12 protein-coding genes and 2 pseudogenes are annotated in these 12,479 nt (G+C 58.1%); 9 read left to right on the top strand and 5 right to left on the bottom strand.

Annotated features, from left to right (window positions below; genetic code table 11):
- Positions 1–2: 2 nt before the first annotated feature.
- The 5 genes and pseudogenes from OSW16_RS14315 (at position 3) to OSW16_RS14295 (ending at position 5,370) form a co-directional block, all read left to right on the top strand.
- Complete coding sequence (locus OSW16_RS14315) at positions 3–272, top strand: PAAR domain-containing protein (protein ID WP_267816110.1); 270 nt, start codon at positions 3–5, stop codon at positions 270–272.
- Positions 273–311: 39 nt separating this feature from the next.
- Positions 312–1,935 (top strand): annotated as a pseudogene (locus OSW16_RS14310) (type VI lipase adapter Tla3 domain-containing protein).
- 97 nt (positions 1,936–2,032) lie between these two features.
- On the top strand, positions 2,033–3,592 hold the full coding sequence (locus OSW16_RS14305) for a type VI lipase adapter Tla3 domain-containing protein (RefSeq protein ID WP_267823970.1): 1,560 nt from the start codon (positions 2,033–2,035) through the stop codon (positions 3,590–3,592).
- Positions 3,592–3,712 (top strand): annotated as a pseudogene (locus OSW16_RS14300) (PAAR domain-containing protein); the annotation flags it as partial. The gene OSW16_RS14305 and the pseudogene OSW16_RS14300, both read left to right, overlap by 1 nt.
- A complete protein-coding gene (locus OSW16_RS14295) occupies positions 3,712–5,370 on the top strand; it encodes a type VI lipase adapter Tla3 domain-containing protein (RefSeq protein ID WP_324288778.1) in 1,659 nt (552 codons plus the stop codon). The pseudogene OSW16_RS14300 and the gene OSW16_RS14295, both read left to right, overlap by 1 nt.
- Positions 5,371–5,575: 205 nt before the next feature.
- Here OSW16_RS14295 and OSW16_RS14290 read toward each other — a convergent pair whose 3' ends face one another.
- The 3 genes from OSW16_RS14290 to OSW16_RS14275 all read right to left on the bottom strand — a co-directional run bounded on the left by OSW16_RS14290 (position 5,576) and on the right by OSW16_RS14275 (position 7,246).
- Positions 5,576–5,827: a helix-hairpin-helix domain-containing protein gene (locus OSW16_RS14290; protein ID WP_267816106.1), complete on the bottom strand. Its 252-nt coding sequence runs from the start codon at positions 5,825–5,827 to the stop codon at positions 5,576–5,578.
- Positions 5,828–6,055: 228 nt separating this feature from the next.
- Positions 6,056–6,733, bottom strand: a complete 678-nt coding sequence (locus OSW16_RS14280; RefSeq protein ID WP_267816105.1) for an FMN-dependent NADH-azoreductase — start codon at positions 6,731–6,733, stop codon at positions 6,056–6,058.
- A gap of 30 nt (positions 6,734–6,763) precedes the next feature.
- Positions 6,764–7,246 carry a GNAT family N-acetyltransferase gene (locus OSW16_RS14275; protein WP_267816103.1) on the bottom strand — a complete coding sequence of 161 codons (483 nt, stop codon included), beginning with the start codon at positions 7,244–7,246 and terminating at the stop codon, positions 6,764–6,766.
- 90 nt (positions 7,247–7,336) lie between these two features.
- Between OSW16_RS14275 and OSW16_RS14270 the strand changes: the two genes are divergently transcribed.
- On the top strand, positions 7,337–8,773 hold the full coding sequence (locus OSW16_RS14270) for a PLP-dependent aminotransferase family protein (protein ID WP_267816101.1): 1,437 nt from the start codon (positions 7,337–7,339) through the stop codon (positions 8,771–8,773).
- On the opposite strand, the gene OSW16_RS14265 is transcribed toward OSW16_RS14270, so the two are convergent.
- Positions 8,766–9,245, bottom strand: coding sequence for a carboxymuconolactone decarboxylase family protein (locus OSW16_RS14265; protein WP_241803509.1), 480 nt, complete (start codon positions 9,243–9,245; stop codon positions 8,766–8,768). The genes OSW16_RS14270 and OSW16_RS14265 overlap by 8 nt on opposite strands.
- A 162-nt stretch (positions 9,246–9,407) precedes the next feature.
- On the opposite strand from OSW16_RS14265, the gene OSW16_RS14260 reads away from it, so the two are divergent.
- Positions 9,408–9,608 (top strand): hypothetical protein, encoded by a 201-nt coding sequence (locus OSW16_RS14260; protein WP_267816099.1) that lies wholly within the window; start codon positions 9,408–9,410, stop codon positions 9,606–9,608.
- A 30-nt stretch (positions 9,609–9,638) separates the two neighbouring features.
- Here the strand turns inward: OSW16_RS14260 and OSW16_RS14255 are convergent, their stop codons facing one another.
- A complete protein-coding gene (locus tag OSW16_RS14255) occupies positions 9,639–9,986 on the bottom strand; it encodes a hypothetical protein (RefSeq protein WP_267816097.1) in 348 nt (115 codons plus the stop codon).
- Between the two features lie 393 nt (positions 9,987–10,379).
- On the opposite strand from OSW16_RS14255, the gene OSW16_RS14250 reads away from it, so the two are divergent.
- Positions 10,380–11,363 carry a DUF1852 domain-containing protein gene (locus OSW16_RS14250; protein ID WP_267816095.1) on the top strand — a complete coding sequence of 328 codons (984 nt, stop codon included), beginning with the start codon at positions 10,380–10,382 and terminating at the stop codon, positions 11,361–11,363.
- A gap of 26 nt (positions 11,364–11,389) precedes the next feature.
- Entirely contained in the window at positions 11,390–12,424 is a 1,035-nt protein-coding gene (locus OSW16_RS14245; protein ID WP_267816093.1) for a methionine synthase, read from the top strand.
- The last annotated feature ends 55 nt before the right edge of the window (positions 12,425–12,479 follow it).

The raw sequence follows: 12,479 nt of genomic DNA, 5'->3' as shown, positions 1-12,479 counted from the left end.
GCATGAACCATCCGATCTGCCTGGGCGACCCCACCAGCAGCGGGGGCAGCGTGCTGTCATGCCAACTGGCTGGCACCCACACCGTCAACGGTAAAACACCAGCGGTGCTGGGCGACAAGGCTAGTTGCCCGCTTCACAAAGGGATTTTTGCCTTTGTCGAAGGGCATCCAAGCCGACGCATGAATGGTAGGCCGGTGGTGCTGCATGGCCATCGGCTGGCATGCGGGTGCCACGGCGTGGCCAGCCATGCGCTGACTGTGAGCGTCGAGTAGTCACGAGTCAGACCGCCCGACTTCAAACCTCATCAGCGGATCGCCGGGGTGCAGCTTGTGCTCTGGCTCTGTTGGATTGTCCAAAAAAGCACAGGAGTGCGACATGGTACTTCGCAACATGAAACCCGTCATGGCCTGGGGCGTTGCCGCTATTGTCGGCCCGCTGCTGGTTATCTTTGGCACTCACTGGTGGGGCAATGCCCTGGCAAGTGATAAGGCAGAGCTTACCAATTATCGAAACCAGATAGAGGGCAAAAACGCCGAACAGCAGGCCACGCAAGCGCGGACCTACGCCCTGGAAATTCGGGGAGTGGGACTTGGAATTTACACTGACGGCCAGTCCGAAATCTGGCAGTTTATCCAGAAAAAGAACGACAATTTTTCTTCGATCTACTCGCAGGACGCGAAAGACTACAACCCGTCACTAACCTCCAGGAGAAACTCTGCAAACATCAAAGTGCGTATCGCATTCAAAAAGTCGGCAGGTGAGGCAGTTGCGTACTGGCCAATCCCGGTGTTTGCGCTGGGGCCGCCTGCCCCCTACGACAGCTCCTATAGCGCCGCGGGCCTGATCAATTCAGGCCGTAATGCTGCAACCTTGGGCGTTACCCAGTTTCTGTGGCAAGACGATGAAAGCACTACCCATGCTCAAGGCATGATCGAACGACTGTTTACGTTTTTTGACGATAACCCGAAGGTGCCACAGGCTTTGATCGCGAGCCGAGAAGGTGACGTGACACGAAACGGTTATCGCAAGCCCGGCACACCGGGATTGCAGAATGGCCACGTGGTTCCGACGATCTACGAAAACGCGACTGGCCTGCTGGTCACGCGTTCAGAGCGAGTGGATTGCTACGTGCGCCCCTTCGTCAGCCATGACGCCGAGGACAATCAGGACAAAAAAACTGACTTCGGGAAATTGTGGGCGTTTTATTGGGACCGGAGCAGGGCATTCATGGACTGGTATGAAGCCGCTGAGCATGCCAAAGGCGTTAAAATCTTGCTAGGCCCGACCACCATGTCCAGCGCCTACTGGCAATCGCAACTACCTGACTTGTGGAAAACCATCGATAACCGCGGCCCAGGCCATTTCGAACCGTCCCCCTGGCTGCCCGTGCGTTGGGCCGAACACCAACTGAAAGAGTTCGACGCAGCGCCAGTGTTGGGCTACCTGCACCGTCCGATCAAGGTTTCCATGCAGGACGAGCACGGCAAGCGCCTCAAACCCGCATTGCAGGCCAAGGCCTTGCAGGCAGGTTGGCTCAAGGCCCTCGACACGCTGCCCGATGGACAAAAAACGGTGCGCGTGTTCTACGACACCACTAACAACGCTGAAGCAGAAATCGCCCTGACCAACGCCTTGCACAGCCTCAATACCGACGGCCAAGGCCTGGACGTGGGCAATGTCGACGAGGGCTATGACATCGGTCGACGCCTGGGCAATACCGGCGTCAGCAGCGCGTTGGTGGAAATCAACCTTGCCACCATCGCCAGCTACCACGACGGCGGTGCCAGCGCGGTGGTGTACGCCGGCAGCGACGGCAGCCTCACCGTGCAGATGATCAGCCCGCCCGATGAGGCACGCAAGGCGAAAAACCAGCAGAACCGTGGCGCTGACCCCTTCAAGTATGGCCTGCCAAGTGTCGGGCGACCCAAGGCATGAAGCGTCCCATCTGCCTGGGTGACTCATCAGCGGATCCCCGGAGTGCAGCTTGTGCTCTGGCTCTGTTGGATTGTCCAAAAAAGCACAGGAGTGCGACATGGTACTTCGCAACATGAAACCCGTCACGGCCTGGGGCGTTGCCGCTATTGTCGGCCCGCTGCTGGTGATCTTTGGCACTCACTGGTGGGGCAATGCCCTGGCAAGTGATAAGGCAGAGCTTACCAATTATCGAAACCAGATAGAGGGCAAAAACGCCGAACAGCAGGCCACGCAAGCGCGGACCTACGCCCTGGAAATTCGGGGAGTCGGACTTGGAATTTACACAGACGGCCAGTCCAAAATCTGGCAGTTCATAAAAAAGAAAAACGACAATTTTTCTTCGATTTACTCGCGGGACGCGAAAGACTACAGCCCGTCATTAGACGACAGGGAAATTTCCCGAGATATCAAAGTGCGTATTGCATTCAAGAATTCAGCTGGTGAGGCAGTGGCTTACTGGCCGATTCCGGTGTTTGCGCTTGGGCCGCCTGATCCTTATGCAAGCGGTTTCAGTGCATCGGGCCTGATCAGTTCAGGTCGTAATGCTGCAACCTTGGGCGTTACCCAGTTCCTGTGGCAAGACGATGAGAGCACGGCCCATGCGCAAGGCATGATCGAGCGGCTGTTCACGTTTTTTGACGATAACCCCAAGGTGCCACAGGCCTTGATCGCAAGCCGTGACGGTGACGTAACACGAGACCCTTACCGCAAACCCGGCACACCGGGATTGCAGGATGGCCATGTGGTTCCGACGATCTACGAGAGTATGACTGGCCTTCTGGTCACGCGCTCAGACCGGGTTGACCGCTACGTGCGCCCTTTCGTCACCCAAGACGCCGAGGATAATCAGGACAAAAACACTGACCTGGGCAAGCTGTGGGCATTTTACTGGGACCGGAACAGAGCATTTACGGAGTGGTATGTAGCGGCCGAGCGTGCCAAAGGCGCTAAAGTCTCTATCCCCCCCAGCACTATGTCGACCGCCTACTGGCAATCGCAACTACCTAACTTGTGGAAAACCATCGACAACCGTGGCCCAGGCCATTTCGAACCGTCTCCCTGGCTGCCCGTGCGTTGGGCCGAACACCAACTGAAAGAGTTCGACGCAGCGCCAGTGCTGGGCTACCTGCATCGCCCGATCAAGGTTTCCATGCAGGACGAGCACGGCAAGCGCCTCAAACCCGCGTTGCAAGCCAAGGCCTTGCAGGCAGGCTGGCTCAAGGCCCTCGACACGCTGCCCGATGGGCAAAAACCGGTGCGCGTGTTCTACGACACCACTAACAACGCTGAAGCAGAAATCGCCCTGACCAACGCCTTGCACAGCCTCAATACCGACGGCCATGGCCTGGACGTGGGCAATGTCGACGAGGGCTATGACATCGGTCGACGCCTGGGCAATACCGGCGTCAGCAGCGCGCTGGTGGAAATCAACCTGGCCACCATCGCCAGCTACCACGATGGCGGTGCCAGCGCCGTGGTGTACGCGGGCAGCGACGGCAGCCTCACCGTGCAGATGATCAGCCCGCCAGATGAGGCACGCAAAGCGAAAAACCAGCAGAACCGTGGCGCTGACCCCTTCAAGCATGGCCTCCCAAGTGTCGGGCGACCCAAGGCATGAAGCGTCCCATCTGCCTGAGCGACAAGGCCAGTTGCCCGCTTCACAAAGGGGTTTTTTGCCTTTGTCGAGTGGCATCCAAGCCGACGCATGAACGTTAATCCGGTGGTGCTGCAAGGCCATTGGCCAACCTCAAACCTCATCAGCAGATCGCCGGGGTGCTGCTTGTGCTCTGGATCGGCTCTATCTGGATTGTCCAACTCAAAGCACAGGAAATCGGCATGGTACTTCGCGACATGAAACCCATCATGGCCTGGGGCATTGCTGCTATTGTCGGCTCGCTGCTGGTTATCTTTGGCACTCACTGGTGGGGCAATGCCCTGGCAAGTGAGAAGGCAGAGCTTGCCAATTACCGAAAACAGATAGAGGCCAAAAACGCCGAACAGCAGGCCACGCAAGCGCGGACCTACGCCCTGGAAATTCGGGGAGTGGGTCTAGGAATTTACACAGACGGCCAGTCCAAAATCTGGCAGTTCATCAAAAAGAAGAACGACAACTACGCTTCGATTTACTCGCGGGACGCGAAAGACTACAACCCGTCATTAACATCTAGGGAGAACTCCGCGGACATCAAAGTCCGTATCGCATTCAAGAATTCAGCAGGTGAATCAGTGGCATACTGGCCAATCCCCGTGTTTGCGCTTGGGCCGCCAGATCCCTACGCAAAGGGCTACAGAGCTGCAGGCCTGATCAATGAAGGGCGTAATGCTGCGACTTTGGGCGTTACCCAGTTTCTGTGGCAAGACGATGAAAGCACTACACATGCACAAGGCATGATCGAACGACTGTTCACGTTTTTTGACGATAACCCCAAGGTGCCACAGGCCTTGATCGCGAGCCAGGACGGTGACGTGGCGCGTGACCCTTATCGCAAACCGGGCACACCGGGATTGGAAAATGGCCACGTGGTACCGACTATCTACGAAAACGCGACTGGCCTGTTGGTCACGCGCTCAGACCGAGTGGACCGCTACATTCGCCCCTTCGTCAGCCATGACGCCGAGGATAATCAGAACAAAAACACTGACTTTGGCAGGTTGTGGGCGTTTTATTGGGACCGGAGCAAGACATTTCTAGACTGGTATAAAGCCGACGAACATGCAAAAGGCGCTAAAGCACCAGCACTCTCCTACACCATATCCAGCGCCTACTGGCAATCGCAACTACCTAACTTGTGGAAAACCATCGACAACCGTGGCCCAGGCCATTTCGAACCGTCCCCCTGGCTGCCGGTGCGTTGGGCCGAACACCAGCTGAAAGAGTTCGACGCAGCGCCAGTGCTGGGCTATCTGCACCGTCCGATCAAGGTTTCCATGCAGGACGAGCACGGCAAGCGCCTCAAACCCGCGTTGCAGGCCAAGGCCTTGCAAGCAGGTTGGCTCAAGGCCCTCGACACGCTGCCCGCTGGGCAAAAACCTGTGCGCGTGTTCTACGACACCACTAACAACGCTGAGGCAGAAATCGCCCTGACCAACGCCTTGCACAGCCTCAATACCGATGGCCATGGCCTGGGCGTGGGCAATGTCGACGAGGGCTATGACATCGGTCGACGCCTGGGCAATACCGGCGTCAGCAGCGCGTTGGTGGAAATCAACCTGGCCACCATCGCCAGCTACCACGACGGCGGTGCCAGTGCCGTGGTGTACGCCGGCAGCGACGGCAGCCTCACCGTGCAGATGATCAGCCCGCCAGATGAGGCACGCAAAGCGAAAAACCAGCAGAACCGTGGCGCTGACCCCTTCAAGTACGGCCTGCCAAGTGCCGGACCACCCAAGGCATGAACCGTCCCATCCTCATCAGCGGATCGAAAGCATGACTGGCCAACTGGTCACGCGCTCGGACCGAGTGGATCGCTACATTAGCCCAGCTGTCACCCCTGTCGCATTAACGATGGCCATGGCCAGTTACACGCCCTGCACCGCGACATCAGCGCCATGGCTACGCCTTCATCATCCCCACGCTGAAATGCCCAAAAGCGTGGCCAAGTCAGGATGAGCTATTCGTTAACGAGCCTTTCGCAAGCTCGACGGCGGCGGTCACCGCTGCTTTTGCTTGAGGACTATTTTTCCAGCATGTCGACCCTACGGCAGCGGATGCCCGGGCCAAGATGTCGGTAACGCTGGCCCTGCTCAACTCGAACATTGATTCGATACCCAACTGCTCAAGTCTGGTGATGACGGTTGGGCCTACGCCCTTAAGCGCTAATAGTGCAGCACGTTCCTTCGGTGAAAACGGCATCCATGCAATCCTTCTATGCGATGTTGACCGCCCGAATATTGCCTTATGCTGAATGGCGCCGCTACAAGCGCTACAAGTGCGTGCAGGCAGAACATCACGGCTGAGCCAACACCGCCCAAGGATCGATGCGAGTCTCTGCCGCAGGCCAGCGAACATGGACGCTGACCAGGCCAGGAATTTGCCCATGGCGATCTACACCGCCAGTGCGGGCGCGCCGACCGGTTGGTCTTAACGCGGACTATAGACTTGATCCACTCTTTGCCTACTCTTACTGAAGAACGCCTGCACTTCACCGTACGCTGTTGCTCTTCCAGTATTCAGTGACTCCACCCCCTTGGCCGTACCTTCAACGGTAAAGTAGTCCACGTGATTCAGCCCAATGGTGGCGAGGACGGCGGACAGGTAGGGGCGCAGAAAATCGGGTTGCCGGGCATTTGGGCCGCTGATCGCGCCACCGCTGGCTATCGCGACGTAAACCGGCCGATCCGCCAGCGTGCCCACTTTGCCTTTGGCGGTGCCGAGAAACGTTTTGCCCACGCGCACCACTTGGTCGATCCACGTCTTGAGCGAGGCGGGCACGCTGTAGTTGTGCATCGGCGTGGCAATCAGCAGTACGTCGCAGGCCAGCAGTTGGTCGATCAATTCGTCGGAACGGGTCAACGTACCTTCCTGGCCGCTCGCTACGACCACGCCCTGATTGGCTAACGCCTGGGCGTATGGCGCATCGACTGGGGCCAAGGTGTTGAGGTCAAGATTGGTCAACTGGATGCCCCTTCTGCCGGACTGGTTGGCCAGGGCGAACAGGATCTGCTGGGACAGTTTCAGACTTTCAGAAGCGCCTGCATTGGGGCTGGCGATCAGGCGAAGAATACGCACAGGAGCAAGTGGCTGCTGGGACGTTGTCATGCTGGTTGCCTCCTTGGAAGCGTAGGGGGGTTATGGCGTAACGAACTGTTTTTGAAAGCGCAGAGCACCGGTCAACAGGCCTTCGCGGAAGTAGAACCGTTGTGCGCGGGCGTTAGCCAAACCCGTGTCGAGCACCAGGCGTGCACAACCGCTGGCACGGGCCAGTCGTTCCAAGCCCTGCAATAAGCGCGAACCCCAATGACCACCGCGCTGAGCCTCGGCGGTTACCAGGTCATCGACATACAGGAATGCGCCGTAGACCAGGTTTTCCTGGAGGCGGTAACCCGCCAGCGCCACGAGAACGCCTGAGTCGTAGGCGCCAATCAGGCGATAGCCGTCAACGCGCATACGCTCGATGCGGCTGATGAAGTCGGCTTCGCTGGTCAGGTGTGGGCGCAATTGCTGCATTACCGGGAATGCGCTGCGCAGATCTTGGGTGCTGTCCAAGGGACGCAGGGCGGTGTCGTTCAGATCGAGCACGCTGGGTACGAAGTTGTGCGAAGTGAATGTCATGGGGGTTAGCCTCATCAGTAGCTGATGGCGCTATAGTGAACGTGCAATGACCCACTTGCCTGAGCCAAGAAATGGGATATGAACTAGGCCATGATGACTCCCCCCACGCCGTCTTTTGCACCCTTGCAAGAGCAGTCCGGTTTGCCTCTGTATCGTCAACTCTACGACCGCGTGCTGGCTGCCGTTGCCGCCGGCACGTTGTCTCCCGGTGACCGCTTGCCGTCGGCGCGCGCCATGGCCAAGGACCTGGGGGTGGCCCGTGGTACCGTCGAACTGGCCTATTCGCTGCTGGTCAGCGAGGGTTACCTTCTGGCGCTCGGGCAGAAAGGCACCGTGGTCAACCCCGAACTGCAGAAGCCTGTATCGACGGCCACCGCGTTACCGGTCAGCAGCCCAGTGATCGAAGACTGTGCTGATTCGCTCTGGCGTCCGCCGCAACTGTTGCCGTTCCAGATGGGGGTGCCGGCGCTGGATGCATTTCCGCGCAAGATATGGGCGCGCCTCGGTGCTCGGTATCTGCGCGGGATGCGCCTGGGGGACCTGGACTATCCGGCCCCCCACGGCCTGGCGGCGTTGCGCAGCGCCATCGCCTCGTACCTGCAGGTGTCCCGAGGTATCGATTGCGGTGCTCATCAGGTGTTCATCACCAGCGGTTGGCGCAATAGCCTGTCGTTGGTCGCGCATACCTTGTTGCAGCCAGGCGAGCGCGCCTGGGTGGAAGACCCGGGCTATCCCACTACGCGCCAGGTGCTTCGCCAGTTCGGCTTGGCGCTCGAAGCGGTGCCGGTCGATGCCGATGGAATGAATGTGGAGCAGGCCATCGCCGCTTCTCGGCCGGCTCAGGTGGCCATGGTGACACCGGGGCATCAGAGCCCGCTGTCCATGGCGCTGTCGCTGCCGCGCCGACAGTTGCTACTGGATTGGGCTGCCCGCACCGGTGCCTGGATCGTCGAGGACGATTACGATGGCGAGTATCGCTACGTCAGTCGTCCACTTCCTGCGCTGGCCAGCCTGGATCGCCATGGGCGCGTGCTGTATGCCGGCACCTTCAGCAAAGTGCTGTTCCCTGGCATTCGGCTGGCTTACCTGGTGGTGCCGCAGGCTCAGGTGGCAGCGTTCGAGCGCGTGGGCCGAGCCTTGTTCGCGGCCGGATCACCGTCCATTACCCAGGCCTTGGTGGCGGAGTTCGCTGCCGAGGGGCACTTCGCTCGGCATATTCAACGCATGCGCCGACTGTACAACGAGCGACGGGCAGTGACCCTCGAAGCGCTGGAGCGAACATTGCCCAGGGGTATGCAGGTGGAGCGCTCGCCAGGCGGCATGCACCTGGTACTGCGTTTGCCGGAGGAGGTGAGCGACACAGCCCTGGCCGAGCAGCTGCTGGCCAAGGGCATGTCGGTACAAGCGTTGTCGCGCTGGGCTGCCTCATCGCAGCGCCAGTCAGGCCTGCTGCTGAGTTTTACCAACTGTGCCACGGCTGCTCCGGGCGAGCAGCTTGGCACTTTGATCAGCCAGCTCCTCAGTTGAGGTTGGCCTTGTTCAGGCCGAACAGCTCATCGGACGAGCCCGGGACCGCCTGGAAAGCCACATTGAGGCGATTCCAGCCGTTGATGGCAACGATCAGGAACGTCAAGTCCGACAGCTCCTGCTCGGAAAACTGCTCGCGCACACGTGCATACAGGCTGTTGGAAACACCATGAGGCGGCAGTTGGGTCAGGGCTTCAGTCCACTCCAGCGCCGCTCGCTCTACTGGCGAGAACAGCTGCGATTCACGCCAGACGGCGACATGGTGAAGACGCAGCTCGCGCTCGCCATGGATCTTGGCCTCTTTCACATGCATATCCACGCAGAACGCACAGCCGTTGAGCTGCGAAGCCCGTAGCATGATCAGGTGGGCAAGCTCGGCCAGTGGCGGCTTCTTGCTCAGCTGCAGGGTGAGCTCGACCAGTTTGTTGGACGCTTGGGGAGACAGCTTGAAGTAGTCAAGGCGGTTGTTCATGGGGAGTTACTCGCAGTGGGTTGGTGTTCGTTGGCGCCCACTGTAGCTACGCTTGGACTAGCCCCACAGGGCCAAGAGGGTGATTTCGAACTAGGCCATGTCGGTATCGATGCGCGCGTCGGGTTATCCTGAGTTCATCAGTGAACACGAAAGGAGGCATGCATGCTGTGGTTCGGAACCGACAAGGCCAGGTTCAAGGTTCAGCGCCGCATCGCGGGCGCCGTGTTATTCATCGCGGTCTTTTTCCTGGCCACGCAGATCGAGGCATGGTGTTCAGGTAAAGCCTCTTTTGGCGATGTGTTTGACGGCATCGTCTTGACGGCGCTTGGTGGAGGGATGTTCTACCTGGCAGGCAGATGGTGACCCTCGCTGGCAGGCTACCCTGCAGCCGCGTCAGGGCTTGTATTCAATGGTGTATGACGCATCGGTTTGCGGGTCGATGATGACCGGCAGGCCGAACAGCTTGCCTTTACACTCACTGACGACGCAGCGGTAAATGGACCCCTGCTTGAGCTGAGCCCACAAGCCTTCGTCATGTATCACGATACACAGGACGCGGGCTTCTGGATCCTCTCTGACCTGAGCGACGTGGTGGTCCAGGTCGCAACCGAAATCAGGGGTGGTGAACTCTGGATCGTAGCCAATCAACACGCCATGCCTTTTCAGATCTTCCCTGATACGCTCAATCACGTCGTCTGCTTCTTGTTTTAGCATGATCGTCATCTCACGGTGCGTGGACATACCAAAAACTCTAGCTCACCCTGCCTGTGTTCGCCGGCTTCCGGTATTGCCTAGACGTTTTTTTTGACCACCCAAACACCCAGCCGATTGTGAGTACTGCTGGCGTCAGGGCGTCAGGGCGTCAGGGCGTCAGGGCGTCAGGGCGGGGCGTGGGGTGAAGATCAGCAATCGCGAGCGTCCAAGGCCTAAAAGCTCAGCTGAGTGAAGGGTATTCATCTGATCCTGGCCTGATCATGAGCAGCGCTAACGATCCTTTGAAATCAATTCATTAGCCACCGCTCAACCGCGCTCTATAAACTGCCCCTCAATTAGCGCCAGTGACCCACTAATTAGCTGATCAAAAAAGCTATACGGTGCACTGAACGGATTACGAGATCAGGACGTCAGGCCAACATGAGCAATGAATTTGCATTTGCCCTCAAAAGCATTCGCTTCGATGAGCATTATCAGCCATCGGACAATACGCGCACAACGACCAATTTCGCCAATTTGGCGAGAGGGGCGAGTCGTCAAGAGAATTTGCGCAATACGCTGAAGATGATCGACAATCGCTTCAATGCCTTGGCGCATTGGGATAACCCCAATGCTGATCGTTATACGCTCGAGCTTGAAATCATTTCCGTTGAAATGAATATCGGTGCTGTACGCAGCACGCCTGCCTTGCCATTGATCGAGGTCTTGAAAACGACGGTCGTTGACCGTCACACCAATGAGCGTATCGCCGGTATGGTGGGGAATAACTTCTCCTCGTACGTCAGGGATTATGATTTCAGCGTGCTGTTGTTGAGCCACAACAAGGGCCAGGTGCAATTCAGCACCCCCGACAAGTTTGGCGACCTCCACGGCAAGCTGTTCAAGTCCTTCGTCAACTCGGACACGTATAAGGCGCATTTCAGCAAGCCGCCGGTCATCTGCCTGAGCGTCTCCAGCGCCAGGTCCTACCAGCGCACAGAGAATCAGCACCCCGTGCTCGGCGTCGAGTACCGGCAGGACGAGTACTCCCTGACCGATGAGTATTTCAGCAAGATGGGCCTGAAGGTTCGCTACTTCATGCCGCCGAACAGTGTTGCACCGCTGGCCTTCTATTTTGCCGGTGATTTGCTTGGTGACTACACCAATCTGGAATTAATCAGCACCATCAGCACGATGGACACGTTCCAGAAAATTTACCGGCCTGAAATCTACAACGCGAACTCCGCTGCTGGGAAGTCTTATCAGCCCAGCTTGCAACACCAGGATTATTCGCTGACGCGTATTGTTTATGATCGTGAAGAACGCGGCCGGCTCGCTATCGAGCAAGGGAAGTTTGCCGAAGAGCACTTCATCAAACCCTATTACGCCATTCTTGAGCAGTGGTCTGCCAGTGACGCCGCTTGAATCGTCTAACGTACAAGGTCTTTATTGTGAAAAAATTGCTCCCCACTTCAACGGCTGGCAGCTTGCCTAAACCGTCCTGGCTCGCAGAGCCTGAAAAACTTTGGTCCCCGTGGAAGTTGGAAGGTGATCAACTGATCGAAGGCAAGCAGGACGCGCTGCGTTTGTCTTTGCAAGAACAGCAACATGCCGGTATCGACATCGTCAGCGATGGCGAGCAAACACGTCAGCATTTCGTCACGACCTTTATCGAGCATCTCGATGGCGTGGATTTCGAACAACGTGAAACCGTCAGGATTCGCGATCGCTACGATGCCAGCGTGCCAACGGTGGTGGGCGCCGTTGCGCGGCGCAAGCCGGTCTTTGTCGAGGACGCCAAGTTCCTGCGTCAGCAAACCTCGCAACCGATCAAATGGGCGCTACCAGGCCCCATGACCATGATCGACACGCTGTACGACGCGCATTACAAGAGCCGTGAAAAGCTGGCTTGGGAATTCGCCAAGATCCTCAACCAGGAAGCGCGCGAACTGGAAGCCGCCGGTGTCGACATCATCCAGTTCGACGAGCCCGCCTTCAACGTCTTCTTCGACGAGGTGAACGAGTGGGGTGTCGCTACCCTGGAGCGCGCCATCGAAGGCCTCAAGTGCGAAACCGCCGTGCACATCTGCTACGGCTATGGAATCAAGGCCAATACCGACTGGAAAAAGACCTTGGGCTCGGAATGGCGTCAATACGAAGAGGCCTTCCCCAAGCTGCAGAAGTCCTGCATCGATATCGTCTCGTTGGAGTGCCACAACTCCCACGTGCCCATGGAACTGATCGAGCTGATCCGTGGCAAGAAAGTGATGGTCGGTGCCATCGATGTGGCAAACCACGCCATCGAAACCCCGGAAGAGGTGGCAAACACGCTGCGCAAGGCCCTGCAGTTCGTAGATGCCGACAAGCTCTACCCCTGCACCAACTGCGGTATGGCGCCGCTGCCGCGTGAGGTGGCAAGAGGCAAGCTCAATGCGCTGAGCGCGGGCGCGGAAATCGTCCGTCAAGAGCTCCTGAACAAACGCTGAGCCCAAGTCGAAGGTGCTCAGCGAAGGCTCAGGTAAGGTTCAGCCCGAATGCTCG

Source organism: Pseudomonas putida (assembly GCF_026625125.1).
Lineage (GTDB): Bacteria > Pseudomonadota > Gammaproteobacteria > Pseudomonadales > Pseudomonadaceae > Aquipseudomonas > Aquipseudomonas putida_X.
The sequence above is the reverse complement of the archived record's forward strand: the minus strand, read 5'-3'. Positions and strand labels throughout refer to the sequence as shown.

Bases quoted from the DNA above. Each gene is read 5' to 3' on its own strand.
- OSW16_RS14315 (WP_267816110.1), top strand. From the start codon at position 3: ATGAACCATCCGATCTGCCTGGGCGACCCCACCAGCAGCGGGGGCAGC.
- OSW16_RS14305 (WP_267823970.1), top strand. From the start codon at position 2,033: ATGGTACTTCGCAACATGAAACCCGTCACGGCCTGGGGCGTTGCCGCT.
- OSW16_RS14290 (WP_267816106.1), bottom strand. From the start codon at position 5,827: ATGCCGTTTTCACCGAAGGAACGTGCTGCACTATTAGCGCTTAAGGGC.
- OSW16_RS14280 (WP_267816105.1), bottom strand. From the start codon at position 6,733: ATGACAACGTCCCAGCAGCCACTTGCTCCTGTGCGTATTCTTCGCCTG.
- OSW16_RS14275 (WP_267816103.1), bottom strand. From the start codon at position 7,246: ATGACATTCACTTCGCACAACTTCGTACCCAGCGTGCTCGATCTGAAC.
- OSW16_RS14270 (WP_267816101.1), top strand. From the start codon at position 7,337: ATGATGACTCCCCCCACGCCGTCTTTTGCACCCTTGCAAGAGCAGTCC.
- OSW16_RS14265 (WP_241803509.1), bottom strand. From the start codon at position 9,245: ATGAACAACCGCCTTGACTACTTCAAGCTGTCTCCCCAAGCGTCCAAC.
- OSW16_RS14260 (WP_267816099.1), top strand. From the start codon at position 9,408: ATGCTGTGGTTCGGAACCGACAAGGCCAGGTTCAAGGTTCAGCGCCGC.
- OSW16_RS14255 (WP_267816097.1), bottom strand. From the start codon at position 9,986: ATGTCCACGCACCGTGAGATGACGATCATGCTAAAACAAGAAGCAGAC.
- OSW16_RS14250 (WP_267816095.1), top strand. From the start codon at position 10,380: ATGAGCAATGAATTTGCATTTGCCCTCAAAAGCATTCGCTTCGATGAG.